This window comes from Haloferula luteola (assembly GCF_014201715.1).
Classification (GTDB): Bacteria; Verrucomicrobiota; Verrucomicrobiia; order Verrucomicrobiales; family Akkermansiaceae; genus Haloferula; species Haloferula luteola.
The window spans coordinates 38,214-56,518 of sequence record NZ_JACHFD010000008.1 but is presented as its reverse complement, the minus strand read 5'-3'; the positions used below and the strand labels follow the sequence as shown (position 1 = coordinate 56,518).

General features: G+C 59.4%; 15 protein-coding genes. 3 read left to right on the top strand and 12 right to left on the bottom strand.

The window, feature by feature from the left end; translation table 11 throughout:
- Positions 1-16 precede the first annotated feature (16 nt).
- Both HNR46_RS09275 and HNR46_RS09270 read left to right on the top strand, forming a co-directional pair.
- On the top strand, positions 17-3,106 hold the full coding sequence (locus HNR46_RS09275; RefSeq protein ID WP_184018059.1) for an alpha-mannosidase: 3,090 nt from the start codon (positions 17-19) through the stop codon (positions 3,104-3,106).
- Between the two features lie 87 nt (positions 3,107-3,193).
- Positions 3,194-4,084 carry an EamA family transporter gene (locus HNR46_RS09270; protein WP_184018057.1) on the top strand — a complete coding sequence of 297 codons (891 nt, stop codon included), beginning with the start codon at positions 3,194-3,196 and terminating at the stop codon, positions 4,082-4,084.
- Positions 4,085-4,090: 6 nt separating this feature from the next.
- Here the strand turns inward: HNR46_RS09270 and HNR46_RS09265 are convergent, their stop codons facing one another.
- Positions 4,091-5,110: a glycoside hydrolase family 43 protein gene (locus HNR46_RS09265; protein WP_184018055.1), complete on the bottom strand. Its 1,020-nt coding sequence runs from the start codon at positions 5,108-5,110 to the stop codon at positions 4,091-4,093.
- Positions 5,111-5,338: 228 nt separating this feature from the next.
- On the opposite strand from HNR46_RS09265, the gene araA reads away from it, so the two are divergent.
- On the top strand, positions 5,339-6,841 hold the full coding sequence (gene araA, locus HNR46_RS09260; RefSeq protein ID WP_184018053.1) for an L-arabinose isomerase: 1,503 nt from the start codon (positions 5,339-5,341) through the stop codon (positions 6,839-6,841).
- Positions 6,842-6,933: 92 nt separating this feature from the next.
- Here araA and HNR46_RS09255 read toward each other — a convergent pair whose 3' ends face one another.
- The 11 genes from HNR46_RS09255 to HNR46_RS09205 form a co-directional block, all read right to left on the bottom strand.
- Positions 6,934-7,137, bottom strand: a complete 204-nt coding sequence (locus HNR46_RS09255; protein WP_184018051.1) for a hypothetical protein — start codon at positions 7,135-7,137, stop codon at positions 6,934-6,936.
- Positions 7,138-7,509: 372 nt separating this feature from the next.
- Entirely contained in the window at positions 7,510-7,941 is a 432-nt protein-coding gene (locus HNR46_RS09250) for a YiiD C-terminal domain-containing protein (protein WP_184018049.1), read from the bottom strand.
- Complete coding sequence (gene rpiB / locus HNR46_RS09245; RefSeq protein WP_184018047.1) at positions 7,938-8,366, bottom strand: ribose 5-phosphate isomerase B; 429 nt, start codon at positions 8,364-8,366, stop codon at positions 7,938-7,940. The genes HNR46_RS09250 and rpiB overlap by 4 nt, the downstream gene beginning before the upstream one ends.
- A 32-nt stretch (positions 8,367-8,398) precedes the next feature.
- Positions 8,399-9,016: an alpha/beta hydrolase gene (locus tag HNR46_RS09240; RefSeq protein ID WP_184018045.1), complete on the bottom strand. Its 618-nt coding sequence runs from the start codon at positions 9,014-9,016 to the stop codon at positions 8,399-8,401.
- Entirely contained in the window at positions 9,016-9,963 is a 948-nt protein-coding gene (locus HNR46_RS09235) for a VOC family protein (RefSeq protein ID WP_184018043.1), read from the bottom strand. Before HNR46_RS09235 ends, HNR46_RS09240 begins: the two co-directional genes overlap by 1 nt.
- Before the next feature lie 126 nt (positions 9,964-10,089).
- Positions 10,090-10,920, bottom strand: coding sequence for an alpha/beta fold hydrolase (locus tag HNR46_RS09230; protein ID WP_184018041.1), 831 nt, complete (start codon positions 10,918-10,920; stop codon positions 10,090-10,092).
- 48 nt (positions 10,921-10,968) lie between these two features.
- Positions 10,969-12,759, bottom strand: a complete 1,791-nt coding sequence (locus tag HNR46_RS09225; protein WP_184018332.1) for an amidohydrolase family protein — start codon at positions 12,757-12,759, stop codon at positions 10,969-10,971.
- Between the two features lie 2 nt (positions 12,760-12,761).
- The gene (locus HNR46_RS09220; RefSeq protein WP_184018039.1) at positions 12,762-13,286 is read right to left on the bottom strand and encodes an antibiotic biosynthesis monooxygenase; all 525 of its coding nucleotides are present in this window, start codon (positions 13,284-13,286) and stop codon (positions 12,762-12,764) included.
- 98 nt (positions 13,287-13,384) lie between these two features.
- Positions 13,385-14,596: an alginate export family protein gene (locus HNR46_RS09215; protein WP_184018037.1), complete on the bottom strand. Its 1,212-nt coding sequence runs from the start codon at positions 14,594-14,596 to the stop codon at positions 13,385-13,387.
- Positions 14,597-14,610: 14 nt separating this feature from the next.
- Positions 14,611-15,288, bottom strand: coding sequence for a hydrolase (locus HNR46_RS09210; protein ID WP_184018035.1), 678 nt, complete (start codon positions 15,286-15,288; stop codon positions 14,611-14,613).
- 46 nt (positions 15,289-15,334) lie between these two features.
- The gene (locus HNR46_RS09205) at positions 15,335-18,295 is read right to left on the bottom strand and encodes a serine/threonine-protein kinase (RefSeq protein ID WP_184018033.1); all 2,961 of its coding nucleotides are present in this window, start codon (positions 18,293-18,295) and stop codon (positions 15,335-15,337) included.
- Positions 18,296-18,305: the final 10 nt, after the last annotated feature.

Genomic DNA, 18,305 nt, shown 5'->3' with positions numbered 1-18,305 from the left:
CCCATTTCATTTTTCCATGGAAACCCGCCTCAAGATCGAAACCCGGATCCAGCTCGCGGAAGAGCGCTTCCTCCTGCCCCTTCTCCATCCGGCCACTGCGCCCCTCGACATCACCGCTTGGGAAGCCCCCGGTGAACCCGTCAGCTGGGATGATGCCTCCGGCCAATCCTATCAACCCGCAGCCGAGGGTGACTCCTGGGGTCGCCGTTGGGGAACCACTTGGTTCCACTTCACCGGCACCCTTCCTGCCGATTGGCAGGGAAAAGACATCGTCGCCCTCATCGACCTCGGATTCGCCGAAGAAGAAGGCTTTGGCCGTGAAGGACTCGTCTGGGTCGATGGCAAACCCGTCATCGCACTCAGCCGGCGCCGTATCAGCATCCCCCTTCGCTCCATCTCCACCGATGGCCAATCCGTCGACTTCTACGTCGAAGCCGCCGCCAACCCCAAAGAGGAATGGCACTGGCATGATGGTGCCGAGCCCCCCGATCGCCCCCTCTATCGCATCACCCGCGCTCGTCTCGCCGTCTTCGACGCCGAGCTTTTCGAGTTCCTCCTCGATTTCCGCGTCTGTCGCGAGGCACTCGCAGAGATTCCCGACACCACCACTCGCCACGCCCGCCTGCTGCGAGGACTCGACCAAGCGTGCCGTCGCATGGAACGCGGCCACCGCGATTGGCTCCCCTCCGCCAAAGCCGACCTCGCGCCCCTCCTTGCCGCCACCAACGGCTCGACCACTCATACCATCACCGCCACCGGCCACGCCCACATCGATACCGCATGGTGCTGGCCCCTGCGCGAAACCATCCGCAAGTGCGCTCGCACCTTCGCCACCATGCTGGCCTACATGGAGCAACACCCGGAATTCCGATTCAGCTGCTCCCAACCGGTCCAGTACCTATGGATGAAGCACCACTATCCCAGCATCTTCGAAGGCATCCAAAAGGCCGTGAAACGAGGTCAATGGGAGCCCATGGGAGCCATGTGGGTCGAGCCCGACTGCAACGTCCCCTCCGGTGAATCGCTCGTCCGCCAACTCCTTCACGGCAAAGAGTTCTTCGACCGAGAGTTCAGCTGCAACAGCCACGAACTCTGGCTGCCCGACGTCTTTGGCTACTCGGCCGCCCTCCCGCAAATCCTCCAAAAAGCCGGAGTCGATCGGTTCCTCACCCAGAAAATCTCCTGGAACGACACCAATCGCTTCCCCCATCACACCTTCCTCTGGGAAGGCATCGACGGCACCCGCATTTTCAGCCACTTCCCCCCGGTCGATACCTACAACGCCCGCGTTGAGGCCCACGAACTTTCCAAAGCCGAACGGCAATTTGCTCAGAAAGACCGCGCCCACCGCTCGCTGATGCCCTACGGCTTCGGAGACGGAGGGGGGGGACCCACCGAGGAAATGATCGGCCGCATCCAACGCTTTGCCGACTTCGAGGGCCTTCCTCAGGTCGAGTTCGGCACAGTCGACAGCTTTTTCACCGCCGCCGAAGCCGACATCGAAGAACCCCCGGTCTGGTGCGGAGAACTCTACCTCGAACTCCACCGCGGCACCTATACCAGCCAGGCGCACAACAAACTCATGAACCGCCGCTGCGAACAATCGCTGCGCGAAGCCGAGTTCCTGCAAACCCTGGCCGCCCTCCACCGCCCCGGTCACGAACTGATCCCCACCGATCCTTGGCCCGAGCGCACCCCCTGGGACGTTCCCGGCCATGGGCCCCAAAAAGAATCCTCCCTCACCGCCTCCGCGCTCGATCGAGCCTGGAAATTGGTTCTTCTCAACCAGTTCCACGACATCTTGCCAGGCTCCTCCATCCATCGCGTCTACGAGGAAAGCCGTCGCGACTACGAAGTCATTGAAACCATCGCCAAAGCCATCAGCGAGGGCGCCCTCGACGTCCTCATGGAACCGGATGCGACCACCCTCACCGCCATCAACACCCTTGCCCACGACCGTGCCGAAGTCGTGGAATTCGATGGTGACCCCCTCTGGGTTTCCGCGGACTCCTGCGGTTTCCGTTCCTTCGAGTCCCTGCCCACCACTTTGCCCGAGGGAGTCGCCGCAGTCGTCGTCACCGAAACGGCCGAAGGCTGGCAGCTCGACAATGGCATCGTCCGCGTCAGCGTCACCTCAACCGGAATCGTCACTTCGCTCGTCGACCTCCGCACTGGGCTTGAAACCCTCGCCGCTCCCGCCAACGAATTCCATCTTCTTCGCGACTATCCCAACCGTTGGAGCGCCTGGGACATCGAAGCCTCCGCCATGGACGACTACGAAATCGTCGGTGGCAATGGCTCCGGCGAATGCCTTGAAGCCGGTCCGCTGCGTGCCGTTCTCGCCATCCACCGCGATTTCGGGTCCTCGAAGGTATCCCAGCGCATCATCCTGCGCGCCGGCAGCGCCCGGCTCGACTTCGATACCGAGATCGACTGGCGGGAACGCGACCGCGTTCTCAAAGTCGCCCTTCCTCTCGCCGTGCGCAGTGACCACTCCACCTGCGAAATCCAATACGGCAATGTCCGCCGCGCAACTCACCGCAACACCTCGTGGGATGCCGCCAAGTTTGAAATCCCGATCCATCGCTGGCTCGACCTCTCCGAACCTGGCCGCGGAGTTGCCGTTCTCAACAACGGCATCTTCGGTTGTGACATCCTAGGAAGCTGCGTTCGCCTCACACTGCTCAAAGCTGGCAGCGCCCCCGATCCTGTCGCCGATCTCGGCATCCACCGTCGCACCTTCTCGATTTTCCCCCACTCCGGCCCCGTGCTCGAGGGCGGAGTGATCGAAGAAGCCCTCGCCCTCAACGCACCCCTGCGTCTCCGCCGCGGCCGTTTCACCTGCGGCAACGAGAAATCCTGGCTCCGCACCGATACCCCCGGCCTCACTCTGGAAGCCCTCAAGCTTGCCGAGGATGGAAAAGGAGTCGTCATGCGCTGGGTCGAAAGCGCCGGTCGCTCGGCCCACGCCGCCATCCAAGCCGAACTCGACCTCTCCTTCAAGGAGTCCGATCTGCTCGAACGCCCGCTCCCGTCTGGAGAAGAACCGGGGGCCCTCACCGTTCGCGCGTTCGACATCCGCACCTTCCGCGCCACGCTTGCCTGATCTCCTACCGCCCGCACCTTCCGGTGCGGGCGGTCTTCTTCACCACAAAAGCCTTTCCATCGGCCCACGGACCGCTACCTCCGCCGGGTGTCCTGGCTGTTGCTCACCGTCACTTCCGCGGTTTTCCTCGGGCTCTACGACTTCTTCAAGAAGGCCGCCTTGCGGGTCAATGACGTCACCCCCGTGCTGTTTGGCAGCGTCGCCGCCTCCGCCCTTGTCTGGCTGCCATTGATGGTTTGGGGAGTCATCTCTCCGAGCACCCTTCCCCATCCGGCACTCGATGTCGTCCATCTCTCCGCCCGAGAGCATGCATTCCTATGGGGCAAAGCACTCATCGTCGGCAGCTCATGGCTTTGCGGCTACCATGGCCTGAAAGCCCTTCCCCTCTCCATTGCCACGCCGATTCGTGCCACTGGACCTCTTTGGACCATCGGCCTCGCGGTGCTCCTCTTTCGCGAAATGCCCAGCGCTCGGCAATGGATCGGGCTCACCGTGATCCTTTGCGCCTTCTTCGCCTTCACCTTCGTCGGCCGCCGCGAGGGCATCCACTTCCACCGGGACAAAGGCGTCTTTTTCATGATCGGAGCCACACTCCTCGGCGCCCTCTCAGCGCTCTACGACAAGTTTCTCCTTCAATCGGTCCAGCTCCCTGCCACCACCGTTCAGGCTTGGTTCACCGTCGATCTCGCCGTCCTCTTACTTCCCACCCTAGGGCCTTGGTGGCGTTCCCCCCAACGCAAGCCCTTCGTCTGGCACCCAGCCATTCCCGTCATCGGCCTCACTCTGCTCGTGGCCGATCTGCTTTACTTCCTCGCCATCAGCCAGCCGGACGCCTTGATTTCCCTGATTTCCCCGGTGAGGAGAAGCTCGGTGATCGTCTCCTTCCTCCTCGGGATCATCATTTTCCGGGAAAAACACCTCCTCGCCAAAGCACTCTGCGTCCTCGGCATCATCGGCGGCGTCCTGCTGCTGTCGTAGCTCACCCTACTCGGCCAAAGGCAGTGTCACGGTTTTCTTGCCCCTTCCCGGGTTCACGGTCTTCGCTCCCTGGGAGGTCCACTGCAGAGGATCCAAACACATCTGCCGGCGGGTTTGCTCCCCGTTCCACGAGTGGTAGACATTGAAGTACGTCGTGTCATCGGGTCCCAGCACCACCGAATTATGACCCGGTCCGATCAATTCTCCTGGGATCGTATGGATCACCGCGGCCTCGTCCTTGCTCACCGCATCCACATAGGGCCCCGTCACCGTCGCCGACGTTGCGCAGCCCACCCCATATCCCGGCGTCTGCCAATTTCCACCGGAGTAGAACAAATAGTACTGCCCCTCACGGAACACCACCGCCGGTCCCTCCACCGTGTGCCAGGCCTTCCACTTCTTCCCATACAAATCCCGATCCCGCTCATAGATCTGCCAGTCGGCAAACGCTCGCATCACCGTCGTCGTCTCTCCTTCCGGAGTCATCATATCATCTCCCAATTTCACCACCGCCAAGGCCGTGCCTGGGCGCAGGTCAAAGAAGTCTTTGGCAAAAAAGAAATACCACTGGACACTCTGCGGGTCCTTGAAGGCATGCCCATCGATCGAAAACTCCAAATCCGGAAACATCCACTTTCCCGTATCTCGGAAAGGCCCCGTGGGATGATCCGACACCGCCACCCTCATCTTCCGATTGCCGGCCCAATACAGATAAAACTTCCCATCCTTCTCCGCGATCTCTGGTGCCCAATATTCTTCGATTCCCTCGATCTTATCCAAAACCGAACCCACCGGCTCCCAATCCGTAAAATTCGTAGAGCGTAGCATCGGGAATTGTTTCCCCTCCGCGGCATTGCCAGTCCCGATCGCATACCAAGCGTCACCCGACTTGAACACATACGGGTCCGCCAAATAGCCATCCCACACCGGATTCTCATAAGAAATCGTCGGGGTTTCTGACGCCACCACAGTCCGGAGCGCCACCGCTCCCACCATCATCATCTTTAGCCAATCTTGGGTTCTCATGGGTCCGGCACCTTACGCCGCGTTCGCAGAATTTCTTCCTGAATCCCAAAAAGATGTCAGACAACCCACTCCAAGCCCCTCCCTCAAGGCCACTTCCGAAAATTGTCCGTGTTGACGAAGTTTCTCCGCGCGATGCCAGGAAAAATACCGAATCCTGCTTGCACGTCCCGCAAGGGAAACGTTTCCTAGATCAATCCAACCGACGTATCCCTCAACCCAGTTGCACCCATGGAAATGAATGAACTCGAAGTCTGGTTTGTCACCGGCAGCCAGCATCTTTACGGTCCCGAAACCCTTCAGCAAGTCGCCGCCCACTCCGAGGAAATCGCTGCGGGCCTCGATGCCAGCTCACGGATCCCCGTCAAGGTCGTCTTCAAGCCAGTGATGAAGACTCCGGACGAAATCACCGAGCTTTGCCGGGACGCCAACAACGCCGCGAACTGCATCGGCATCATCACGTGGTGCCACACCTTCTCGCCGTCCAAAATGTGGATCCGGGGGCTCGGCCTGCTCAACAAGCCGATCTGCCATCTCCACACTCAATACAATCGCGACATCCCGTGGTCGTCGATCGACATGGACTTCATGAACCTCAATCAGGCCGCCCACGGCGACCGCGAGCACGGATTCATCATGTCGCGCATCCGTCGCAAGCGGAAGGTCGTCGTCGGATTCTGGCAGGCCGATTCCGTTCAGGAAAAACTCGGAGCCTGGACCCGCGCCGCTGCCGCCTGGCACGATTGGCAAGGAGCCAAGTTCTGCCGCTTTGGCGACAACATGCGGGAAGTCGCCGTCACCGAAGGCGACAAAGTCACCGCCCAGATCAAATTCGGCTTCTCCGTCAATGGCTATGGCGTTGGTGACCTGGTGGCCAAAGTCAATGCCGCCACCGATGCGGAAATCGATGCCCTCGTCGAAGAATACGAGGCCACTTACGAAATGTCCGCGGACCTGCAAAAAGGTGGCGAACGCCATGACTCCATCCGCGAGGCCGCTCGCATCGAACTCGGCATGACCCGCTTCCTCGAAGAAGGTGGATTCAAAGGATTCACCACCACCTTCGAAGACCTCCACGGCCTCGTTCAATTGCCCGGACTTGCCCCCCAACGACTCATGGCCAAAGGCTATGGCTTCGCCGGAGAAGGCGATTGGAAAACCGCCGCTCTCGTTCGCGCCATGAAAGTCATGGCCGTCGGCCTCGAAGGCGGTACGTCCTTCATGGAGGACTACACCTATCACATGGATCCCGCAGATCCGAAGGTCCTTGGTTCCCACATGCTGGAGATTTGCCCGACCATCGCCGATGGCAAAGCCTCCCTCCAGGTTCATCCCCTGGGCATCGGTGGCAAGGCCGATCCGGCCCGCCTCGTCTTCAACACCCCGGCAGCTCCCGGCCTCAACGCCTCCATCATCGACATGGGCAATCGCTTCCGCATGCTCGTCAATGAGGTCGTCGGCACCACTGGCGAACCAATGCCAAAACTGCCAGTCGCCCAAGCCCTTTGGAAACCCCAGCCGAACTTCGAAGACGGCTGCGCTTGCTGGATCTATGCCGGCGGCGCCCACCACACGGGCTACAGCCAGGCCGTCACCACCGAGATGCTAGAGGACTTTGCCCAAATCGCAGGCATCGAACTCGTCGTGATCGACGAAGATACCAAAGTTCGCCAGTTCCGCCAGGAACTCGAATGGAACGACGTCGCCTACGGATTGCAGATCGCCTACGCCTGATCCCGCTTCGAGCTTCCTGAAGATTCCAACGCATCCAGCCGGTCACCCATTGAGGTGGCCGGCTTTTTTCGTCCCTCCCCCACCGCCATTCTTCACGAATTCCGGAAAAAGATATCAGGCGCGGTGAACATCCCAATCACCGCACACAAAGCCAACACTGCCACTCCCCAATAGCCGATCCCAAACGCCCATATTCCCACCTGCGCAAGGCATCCCAAAACACCGATTGCCATCGGCACCTTCCGGTTTCCTTGGAGATAACTCACCACCGTCACCACCACCCAGATGGCACTCACGAAATAGTACATAAACCGAGAAATGCCAGGGCATTCCTAGGCTTCAAGCCCAAGTCCACCAAGAGCTCATGGTTACACGACCCACACTCGCCGCAATGGCCAAAATGGCCAAAATGGGTCCCAAAAAAAAGCCGCACCCCCCCTCGACTTCCTCGTCGATCGGCGCCTTAGTTATCAAAGACCTTTGAATCATCATCTCCGCGATATCTGAGCATCGTAAGATGCTAATGACGAATGCTCATCCCCACCCCTTCCCCTTCGAGAAACTGCAGATAAAAACAGACTCGGCCCTTCCTTGTCCCGCTCCCGAAACAATTCCTGCATCGCGACTTCAAGGAAATCACCCGACCACCGGCCATTTCAACCTTACTCTCAACGGATCGCGACGAAATCCCCTCGAAAATCCACGGCAACTTTCCCCGCGTCCTCCATCGTCACTTGCAACTCGATCCGGGCTTTGCCTGCCCGCCGAAACTGCGCCTCAAATCTCTCCAAAACCATCCTGTCGGGCGCATGACAACGAGCTCGCAGTTCTCCACCCACCGGCAGCCGATAATCCACCTGACTCTTCCGAATCACCAGATGCGCCTCCGCATCATCCAGCTCACGCCATAGCCACGCATAGCCCGCCAGCGTCGCGACCACCGCTAAGCTGCCCCCAAATGCTGTGCCCAGATGATTGTGATTGGGCTCAAGAGGTGCCACCAATTCCAATCCACGGTGAGTCAGCTCCACCCGCACCCCCATCGACCGAGAAAGAGGAATCTGTTCGTGGAGATAGGCCTCCAATTCAACCGCTGTCATGCGTCGATCTGGCGAATGCGCTCCAAGTGCCTCCCTCCTTCAAAGGGAGTTTCCAGAAAGATCGCCACCAACTTCAGCGCCGTCTCAAGGTCCATCATCCGCTCACCCAGAGATAGCACATTGGCATCATTGTGCTGCCGCGTCAACCGGGCCGATTCCTCGTTCCACGCGAGACCACAGCGGATCCCCGCCGTGCGGTTGGCCGTGATTGCTTCGCCATTTCCCGATCCACCGAGAACAATCCCCCGGTCCACCTCCCCCGCAGCCACCGCTTCCGCCACCTGGCGAATGAACGGCACATACGACACCGATTCCGGAGAATCCGTGCCGTAGTTCGTCACCTCGAAGCCTTGCGTACGCAAATAGGCAAGAATCTCCTCTTTGTAGCGGTAACCGGCGTGATCCGAACCAATCGCGATTTTCATGGGCTGCGGCAGAACCATGAACCGTCTCCCGCTCAGCGCCAACCCCGGATCTGCTCGGAAACCCAAGCAATCTCCTCGGCAAACACCGCGTGGTCTCCTCCAGGAAACACCCAACTTGTCAGCTTCGCTTGCGCCGACTTCAGAACCTCCGTGCTCTCCAGCACCTGTGCGACCGGGATGTGAGGATCCTCCTCAGCACAAGCCAACAACACAGGCACGCCTCGCAAGTCCGAAGTCCCACGCGCAACCCCGGGCGGGCCGATCAACGCACTGCTCAAACCCGCCACAAAACCCAAACTGCACGAACGCCGATGCGCCCACTCCAGCGCGAGGCACCCGCCCTGGGAAAAGCCCATCAAACCGATGCGTTCGCTTGGAATCCCTGCGTCGCGCAGCGCGGCCACCTCCTGATCCACTTTCTCCAAAGCCTCGCTGAGCCACGGCTCATTTTCCGTCAGCGGGGCAAAAAAGCGCTGCGGATACCAACTGAATCCCGCGGCCTGAGGAGCCACCAACGCAAGATTCTTGGCCGGTAGGGCCTGCGCCAATCCCACCATATCATCCGCCGTTGCCCCGCGACCGTGGAGCAGGATCAATCCACCTTGGGCCTCCTTGGGCAGGGTACCCCATCGAAGAGTCGTCATCTTCATCAGGACAGCACTGGTGCAGGTTCCACCACTGGCAACAAGCGCTCAATTTCCGCCCGCAGGGCCTCATGCTGGCGCGGCAAACGCAATTGTGTTCCCAGAGATTCAAAATCCTCATCCACGGCAAAGCCGGGCCCCGCCGTCGCCAACTCAAACAGAATCCCTCCCGGCTCCCGGTAGTAGATCGAGCGGAAATAGTCCCGGTCCATCACCGCCGACACCCCCAGACCTGCCGATCGAAATTCCGCCTGCTTGGCTCGCTCCGCATCCACATCCGGCACGCTCCACGCCATGTGATGAATGGTTCCCACGCCGCCGAGCCCTCGCTCCCCTGCCCCTTCGATCACATCGGCATACCGGCCTGATCCTCCATCACCCACCTCATAGCGGGTGCGATTCCCCTCTCGCCTTACCATCCGGAAGCCCATGCCTTCCGTTAATAAAGCCGCTGTCAACGATGCCTCCACCACGGTGAGTTCCGCCGCGTGCAGTCCCCGCAAAGCCACCTCTTGCGGAACTCCCGCTCCGTCCCAACCACTCCGCGCGTCGAACTCGACCGCCACGATCTCCACCGGAATCCCATCGGGATCCCGGAATGACAACACTTCCTCACCAAACCGTTCCTGCCGCTCAACCTCGACTCCGTGAGATTCCAGACGACGGTGCCAAAAAGACAATGACGCCGGCGCCGCCGAAAACACCAACGCCGTGGCCTGCCCCGAACCCACCCGCCCATCGGCATCTCCTCCCGGCCAGTAGAAGAAGGTTACAATGCTTCCAGGGGAGCCATTCGCATCTCCATAGTAGAAATGGTAAGCGGACGGGTCATCAAAGTTCACCGTCTTTTTCACCTGCCGAAGACCAAGCAGGCCAACATAGAAGTCGATGCTTCGCTGCGGATCGCCACCGATGGCGGTGACATGATGGATGCCTTGAATAACGGAGTTCATGATCGTTCTGTGAAATGGGAGCCTTTGCTCCGTTGCCTGCTTGCAGACTATCTCGCATGCTCAGACCGGAGAAATGCCGACTCCGCGGGCTGAGCCTGCAGAACCGGCATACCCTCCACCCCCTGCTCAGGACCTCGCAAATTCGAGCAAATCCGCATTGAGCTGCTCCTTGCTCGTGTCCCCCAGACTGTGGGAACCGCCTGGGTAAATTTTCAGCACCGACCCCTCCACCAATGAGGACGAAAGCATCGCCGAGGTCGCAATCGGAACAATCTGATCGTCCTCCCCGTGGACGATCAACGTCGGCACATCAAAACGCTTCAAATCCTCGGTGAAGTCCGTCTCCGAAAAGGCCTTGATGCAATCATACGCATTCTTATGCCCCGACATCATCCCCTGAGCCCACCAAGAACGAATCAATCCTTCTGAAATGGAAGCCCCAGGTCGGTTGAAATTGAAAAATGGCCCACTTGCAACCTCCAGAAAGAACTGCGAGCGATCCGCCAAATAGGCCGCCCGAAACCCATCAAAAACCTCCATCGGCAATCCTCCCGGATTGGCCTCCGTCTTCAACATGATCGGAGGCACCGCACCCATCAGAACGGCCTTCGCAACACGGTGGGTTCCGTGCCGCCCAATGAATCGGGCCACTTCGCCTCCCCCTGTCGAATGCCCCACCATCATCACGTCCTTCAAATCGAGCATCTCAAATAGCTCGGCAAGGTCGTCCGCATACTGGTCCATGTGATTTCCATCCCACGGTTGGCTGGATCTTCCATGACCACGTCGGTCGTGGGCAATGCAGCGAAAACCATGGGACGCGAGGTGAAACATCTGGGCTTCCCAGGCATCGGCCGTCAGCGGCCATCCGTGGCTGAAAGTGACGACTGGGCCGTCCTTTGGACCCCAGTCTTTGTAGTAGATAAGCGTACCATCGCGTGTCGTGAACGTGCTCATGAATCCATTTCGAGGTTGGGTATTTCTAGCTCAGCTCCCCCATGGAGCTCAGAAGGCAAAACAATCGCATCCAGCGTGACCCCAGAGCGGCCCATGCCCATGCGATGGACAGCTCATCGCCTGCATCCGGGGCCCTCGGCCGTCCCAATGAGGCGCTCCGAATCCACCAAAAGTCGCAATGGGAGACCACTCAGGAAGAACCGGAATCGCAGGAGCATCGTACTTCTGAAAAGCCCCCGCAGCATAAACCGGTTTCCCCGCCACCATCGTCAGCACCGATACCAGGTCCCGAATCCGTTCCTCAGGGATCGCCAGATAGTCCTCAGATGTCACCACCAGATCCGCATGATGCCCCGGGATCAATGCGCCCTTCTCCCCATCTTCACCGGAAAACCAGGCACTGCCCCGAGTGTAGAGCCTCAGGGCTTCCTCGCGGCTCATCCGATTTCTCTCCGGATACAACTCCAGCCCACCCTGGGTCCGACCACTCACCAACCAGTAGAGTGAATGGAAAGAATTGTAGCTGGCAACCCGTGTCGCATCCGTCCCAGCACCCACCGGCACCCCCGCCTCCAGCATCCGGCGGATCGGTGGAGTCCTCTCTGCCGCCTCCGCCCCGTACCGGCCCACAAAATACTCCCCTTGAAACGACATCCGGTGCTGCACTGCGATCCCTCCACCAAGAGCCCGCACGCGATCAATATTTCGGTCACTGATCGTTTCACAGTGATCCAGAAACCACCGCAGTTCCCCCAACGGCACTTCACGATCGATGCGTTCGAACACATCGAGGAATCGTGAGATACTCTCATCGTAAGTCGCATGCAGTCGGAATGGCCAACCATTCGAAGCCAACGCCAGCACCACCGCTTCCAACTCATCCTCCAGCGAAGCCGCAAGATCAGGACGAGGCTCAAGGAAATCCTCAAAGTCAGCCGCAGAAAACACCAGCATCTCACCTGCCCCATTCATCCGGAAAAACGCATCCCCATCACCAGGGCGCGTCATCTTCATCCATCTTGCAAAATCCTCCTTCTCCTGCTGCGGACGTTGCGTGAAAAGATTGTAGGCAATGCGCACCGTGAGCTCTCCGCGATCGTGAAGCTGACGAATGATCTCATAATCCTCGGGATAATTTTGAAATCCCCCACCCGCATCGATGCAACTTGTCACCCCGAGACGGTTCAACTCGCGCATGAAATGACGAGTGGAATTCAACTGATGCTCCGGAGGCAATTTCGGACCCTTCGCGAGCGTCGCATAGAGAATCATCGCATTGGGTCGCGCCACCAGTAAGCCCGTTGGGTTGCCTTGCTTGTCCCGTTGAATCTCTCCGCCCGGGGGATGGGGAGTGTCTTTTGTGTAGCCACAAACGCGCAGGGCTGCCCGATTCAAGAGGGCCTGACAATAGAGATGCAGGATGAATACTGGCGTATCCGGAGCCGCTTCATTCAATTCGTCCAAAGTGGGCATCCGCCGCTCAACAAACTGGAACTCACTCCAAGATCCGACAACGCGCACCCATTGGCCAGGCGGAGTGATCGCGGCTTGGATTTTCAACATTCGCAACGCCTCCGCCAGCGAGGCGATCCCATCCCAACGCAGCTCAAGGTTGTAGTTCAATCCGCCACGAATCAGGTGCAGGTGGGAGTCATTCAACCCCGGAATCACGCGGTGGCCCTGCAAGTCGATCACCTCCGTATTCGGGCCGGGCTCCATCGGATCATCGCTCGTGGCCAGGATTCGGCCATCCTTGACCGCCACATGTCGAACTTCGGGCCGCGATGGATCCAGCGTGGTGACGCGCCCATTGCATAGAATCAGGTCGGGAACTTCCATATTCATGAAATCACAGGGTAAAGCCAACGACGAAACAACCGCGTCAGGTTGGGCATCACCCACCATGTCAACAGGGCGACAATCAGCCCCGTGACCACCCCATTGACGGCCAGGGGATGCCATCCCGGCAGACAGGGCCCAATCCAACGTGGCAGCAGCGAAGTCAGCGGATAGACGCCGAGAAATGTCACCACCGCCATCTTCCAGCGGGTGGGTGGAATCTGACCCGCCGCCTTGGGCAAAGAGAACCAACCCGAGATTCCTTCCATCTCTTGAATGTGTGGATCCTCTTCGGTAAGCTCGCGCAATCGCGCCATCCAATGCGCGTAGGCATCAGAAGCCGTAAAGGCCCGCCGCGCCGCCCGATCCGCAAATCGGTCCACCACCGTGTAATCCCGCGGATGCCCGTGCTCCGACCGGATCACGTGAATGCTCAAATTTCCCGGAAAACTCAGAGCAAAGCCGATGAACTCTTGCATCGCCATTTCGAAGGCCTCTTCACATCCCGGCTTCGTGCGGCGGCGCACGATCACAGTTACCGAAGGATCCACAGGTGGCAGGGGCATAAGCTTATCTCTTCCTTGGGAAGCTCCACTTCGGCGTGACCAAGAATCTCGATCAAAGCTCAAAATCCCAGCCGGAAGCTGAGCTGCAAATAGTCGGCATCCATTCCAGCCACCGCTTTGAGTGAGGAGCCCGCCTCATGGTGCGTGTATCCGAGCGACCACGTCGTGGATGGAGCGGATCGCCACTCCAACAATAAGTTCCAGGCCACTCCCAAATCCCGACTCGAAGCGGCCCCTGCCACCGGTTGGAAGGGCGGAGCATACACCGCATCCTCGGCATCGAATCGCCATTGAAAATTCACTCCGATGCTCAACATCAGATCCTCCGTCGGTTTCATCTCCACTCGCGGATTCAGATTCCAGAGATTCGAGGGCGACAAAAACCCTCCCTCATTGAAGTAGTTATTCGCTGCAAACAAGGGATGAAAGGTGTGAATAACCTCCCCGCTCTGTCCCCCGGAAATTGCATCCAATCTCAAATGCCACGTGGGCTCCCACCGCCAACCCGAGATCGCATAGCGGCCATCGAAACTCACCGCTCCCGCGATGATCTCCCGATCACCGGCACGGCCCCATTGGAACATTCCCTCCGCATCCAGACCCCATTCCCCATCAACCTTCCATCCCCGGACTCCCAACGTATGCCGAGTTTCCCGGCCCCCTTCCGGCACCACGACCGATCGTCCTTCGCGCAACCCCAAATAGTAGACATCCAGTCCCCTTCCCTCCCCGAGCGTCCGCATGCCATACACCCCCCACCAACGCTGATTCTCTGGCTCGGACCGATTGTCGAAGGAGCCAGGCCGAATCTTCACCGCTGAAGCCACCCAGGCATCCACCTGCCACCCCTCATCTCCCCGCCAGGATATCCGCACGGCATCATGAGACAGCCGCTGATTCGCCCCTTCCCGCTGCGCCAGCAAACGTCCGGAGCCATACACCAAAGACTGACGCCCAAGCTTCCATTCAAAATCTTCCACCTCGGTTCTTAGAAATCCCTGAAGCAGATCCAGGTCGTCCTGATCCGGTGGAGCCAGAGGGGCGGACTTCCCCCAGGTTTTTCCCCAAGTCCACTCAGCCACGAGACTCGTCGATGCCTCCTCTCTCCAACTCCCCAGGACTTGGAATCTTTGTTGGAGCCAAGCATCCCGCTCCAGCCCACCCAATCCCAATTCGGGATTCCGATAACTCTCGTACATCGTCCTCGCATGACCCTCCCAATGGAGATCCGCGCCCACCACCCAGGCAGACGCGGCAAGCCAGGCGATCATGCCCGTCGCGAACGTCACGCGTGGGATTTCGGCGCCACGACCTGAGGCTGCAGGGCCGATTGCGGGGCCTTGTGAACCATCGTGTAGGCATACTCGACGCCCACCCCATAGGCCCCGGCCTGACCCTTCAGAATCCCCATCAACGCATCATAGTGCTCCCGGCGCGCCCAGTCACGCTGCCACTCCAACAGGGCAGGAATGGTCGTCAATCGGGTCGCCCCTGCTTGCACCATGCGCGACATCGCCGCTTCATGGGCCGCGGGCGAGGTGGCTCCACAGCAATCATCCACCACAAAAACCTGATATCCGGCACCCAACATCTCGATGGTCGGCCAGGTCACGCAAACCTCCGTCCACAAACCCGTCATCAGAATCTTTTTGCGGCCGGTCGCCTCGATGGCCTTTCGAAAGCCTTCATCATCCCAGGAATTCATCGATGTCCTTTCCACGACGTCCTGTCCCGAGAAAACATCCAGCAATTGCGGCCAGATGTAGCCACTAAAGGACTCAGTTTCGACGGCAGTCAAAACTGCCGGCACCTGGAACTCCTTCGCCACTTTGGCGAGGAGCGTGACATTATTGATCAATGCAGCGCGATCAATGTTCGCGACGCCGAAGGTCATCTGCGGTTGGTGATCGATGAAAACCACGGCGCTGTCTTCGGCGGTGAAAAGTTGGTGATACGGATTCATGCTTCACCCCTTGCTTGGGAGAATCCGGCGAGATGTGACCCAAGAACTACTCCACTTTCTCAAGGTTCGCGAACAAGGCCCAATCTCCTCCGTCCATGCGCACTTGCAGCTGAGGTTTTTCACCCTTGTCCGGAATAAACACTTCCAGCCTCGGTTCGGTGATTCCGCGCAAATGAGTCCCGGAGATCGCCCGCAAGCAGCAACGCTCCACCACTGCAAACTCATTCACTTTTCCCGAGGGTTGAGTTTCCAGCCACCGATCACCCTGCCTCACCCAGTCCCTAGCTCCCGGATCCTCGTAGGAATATTCGAATTGAAAAGCGGTCGGGGCCCCGTCCGGCGGACCGGGCGGGCGCTCCCTCAACTGGTCAAATCCCGGAACTGCACGCAATGCCACCCACGCCTCCGAACTCTTCAACTCGGGCACTCCGGGAAAGCCTCCCGCGATCGCTTGCCCCAGCAAAGCGACCGCTCTTTCCGCAACCTCGACACTTCCCTCCCCCTGCTGCCCCGCCACCCATGCAAGAAATTCAACACCAGAAATCAGCTCCTGCCAGCGCTCGGGACGCAAACTCGCGAGCCCTTCCGCCGCTTCGATCACCTCCTCCACTCGGCCCTCTTCCTGAGCCATCTTTCCCAAAGCGTTCCAGCGCTGCGCCAGCAGGACCTTTGGCTCCTCGTCATCAGGTCGCAGCGCCGATTGCTCCCGGTGACATTCCACCGATCGTCGATAGCTCACCACCGCCGCATCCACCTCACCCCGCTCCCGCTGAAACGCCGCCAGCTGGTCCCATACAGAACCCTCCCGCGATCGGTATCGGGCGTCTTCAGGAAAGGCCTCCACCAAGGCGTGCTGAAGCGCCACCGCTTTCTCCAACTCCGCCACCGCCTCCTCCACTCTCCCCAACTGCCTCAAGTCCATCCCCACAAGGCAACGCCCCGTCGCGACCGACGACAGGTGCTCTGGATTGGACGGAAACTGCAAAGCCAGCTCCTCCCGAATTTTGATCGCCTCCTCTAACAGCGGCAGCGCCTCCGTCGGCCGGCCCCCATATGTAAAAATGTACCCAAGGTTCAGGAGAGAGGTTGCCAACAAATGCCGCTGAAATACTTCGTTCGGATGCGATTCGCATCGGTGCCGCTGCAGAGAAATCGCCCGCTGATATCCTTCAACGGCAGCCGGGTCGCCGCGCGAATGCAGTACTTTCGCCAAGTTCGACTGAGCATAGGCCACGTAGCCTTCCTCTTCCTCGGGTCGTTCCCTCTCCAGTTTCTCCGCCTCCCCAAGGGCCTCCTCAAGCAGCTTCTGCGCGCCCCCCAGCTCACTGGGATCGTGCGCCAGCAGAATCCCATGATTCACCAACAGCGTAATGAAGATCTTCCGATCAGCCACCCGCTCCGGATCTTTGGCGAGAATTCGTCGTACGATTCCCAAAGCCCTCCGCTGACCATTCCTCGCGCCCAGGTCATCATGCGCCCTCTCCCACACCGCTGCCCGATTGTTCTCAATGCTCGCCCACAACGACAGCGCATCGAGATCCTCCGGCTCCTCCTTCACCAAGGAAGCGGCAAGCGCTTCTGCCTGTTCATAGGCCCCCAGGGCCTCCGTCACCTGACCCAATTCATAGTAGATCAATCCCAATTGATTGAATGCTCCGGCGTTTCCCGCGGTGAAGGGCAAGTCCGCGCGACTTTGCGCCGCCAACTCCTCGTAAAATGGCAAGGCCGACTCCAACAGGGCACGTCTGAAATCGGAAAAATCCGCTTCCTGAAGACGGGGCTCCAGGGTCATCCGATTCAGGAACAACTCCACAGCCTCACGAGCCTTCACCAGATTTGCTTCCGATTGCACCCGCGACCTCCGCGCCTCCGACGCCTGCCAGAGACTCACTCCCGTTCCCGCCAGCAAGGCCACTGTCACCAGGACCGTCGCCATCACCCCGGCTCGATGCCGAAGGGCAAACTTGGACACCTGATATCCCCAGCTCGGAGGAACTGCACTCACCGGGTCACCGCGCAAATAGCGGCCCAGATCCCCAGCCAGGGAACTCGCCGTCGCATATCGATCACGCCGATCTTTCGCGAGCGCCTTCAACACGATGCGGTCCAAATCCCCCCGCAATCGTCGCTGAATTCCCACCAAGTCCTCACCCCGTGCTCCTGCCACTTCATCGTCCAGCAAACACTGACTCGGCTTCGGAATCACCCCATTCCGAATCTGCAAAAGAGCCCCATCATAGGGAATGTCCGAATCAAAAACATCCGGCGTCCGACCGCACATCAGCTCAAAGAGAATCACCCCCAGCGAATACACATCACTCCGAGTATCCACATCCCGGGTGCTCCCCGCCTGCTCCGGGCTCATGTAAGCTAGCGTTCCCAAAATCGCGCCAACCCGCGTCTGCAGACCGTCCCCGGCCGCTTCCCCTCCCAAAGCCTTGGCGATTCCAAAGTCGATCACCTTGGGCACGGGTCGACCATCGACCTCCGTCACTAACAAATTCGACGGCTTCAGGTCACGATGGAGAATCGCCTTCTGGTGCGCATGTTGCACCGCCAGGCACACAGGAATGAAGATCTCCAATCGCTGGCGAATCGTCAAATTCCGAGCATCGCAGTACTCCGTCAATGGCTCGCCCTTCACCCATTCCATTGCGAAATAAGGCAAACCCTCATCGTCTGCTGCGGCATCGAAAACCGCGGCAATATTCGGATGATCCATCCGTGCCAGGGCCTGGCTTTCCACCGAAAACCGAGCCATCACTTCCCGCCCGTCCATTCCTCGCTTGATTCGCTTGAGCGCCACCTCCCGCTGGATCGGTTCCCATTGCTCAGCCCTCCATACAGCCCCGAAAGCCCCTTCCCCCAACATCTCCACAAGGCGATAGCGGCCCACCACGTCGCCAGCTTGTTCCTCAAATTCCGTCTCCACCCACGCCCCAAGGTCCAGAAGGCCTGCTGCTTGCGCTGCAGACATCCGGTGGGAACGGGTCCGTCGTTCGCTCATGGCCGTGGAG

What these genes read in the sequence shown, in the direction of transcription:
- HNR46_RS09275 (WP_184018059.1), top strand. Translation starts at nt 17, where the DNA reads ATGGAAACCCGCCTCAAGATCGAAACCCGGATCCAGCTCGCGGAAGAG.
- HNR46_RS09265 (WP_184018055.1), bottom strand. Translation starts at nt 5,110, where the DNA reads ATGAGAACCCAAGATTGGCTAAAGATGATGATGGTGGGAGCGGTGGCG.
- araA (WP_184018053.1), top strand. Translation starts at nt 5,339, where the DNA reads ATGGAAATGAATGAACTCGAAGTCTGGTTTGTCACCGGCAGCCAGCAT.
- HNR46_RS09250 (WP_184018049.1), bottom strand. Translation starts at nt 7,941, where the DNA reads ATGACAGCGGTTGAATTGGAGGCCTATCTCCACGAACAGATTCCTCTT.
- rpiB (WP_184018047.1), bottom strand. Translation starts at nt 8,366, where the DNA reads ATGAAAATCGCGATTGGTTCGGATCACGCCGGTTACCGCTACAAAGAG.
- HNR46_RS09240 (WP_184018045.1), bottom strand. Translation starts at nt 9,016, where the DNA reads ATGAAGATGACGACTCTTCGATGGGGTACCCTGCCCAAGGAGGCCCAA.
- HNR46_RS09235 (WP_184018043.1), bottom strand. Translation starts at nt 9,963, where the DNA reads ATGAACTCCGTTATTCAAGGCATCCATCATGTCACCGCCATCGGTGGC.
- HNR46_RS09230 (WP_184018041.1), bottom strand. Translation starts at nt 10,920, where the DNA reads ATGAGCACGTTCACGACACGCGATGGTACGCTTATCTACTACAAAGAC.
- HNR46_RS09225 (WP_184018332.1), bottom strand. Translation starts at nt 12,759, where the DNA reads ATGGAAGTTCCCGACCTGATTCTATGCAATGGGCGCGTCACCACGCTG.
- HNR46_RS09215 (WP_184018037.1), bottom strand. Translation starts at nt 14,596, where the DNA reads ATGATCGCCTGGCTTGCCGCGTCTGCCTGGGTGGTGGGCGCGGATCTC.
- HNR46_RS09210 (WP_184018035.1), bottom strand. Translation starts at nt 15,288, where the DNA reads ATGAATCCGTATCACCAACTTTTCACCGCCGAAGACAGCGCCGTGGTT.
- HNR46_RS09205 (WP_184018033.1), bottom strand. Translation starts at nt 18,295, where the DNA reads ATGAGCGAACGACGGACCCGTTCCCACCGGATGTCTGCAGCGCAAGCA.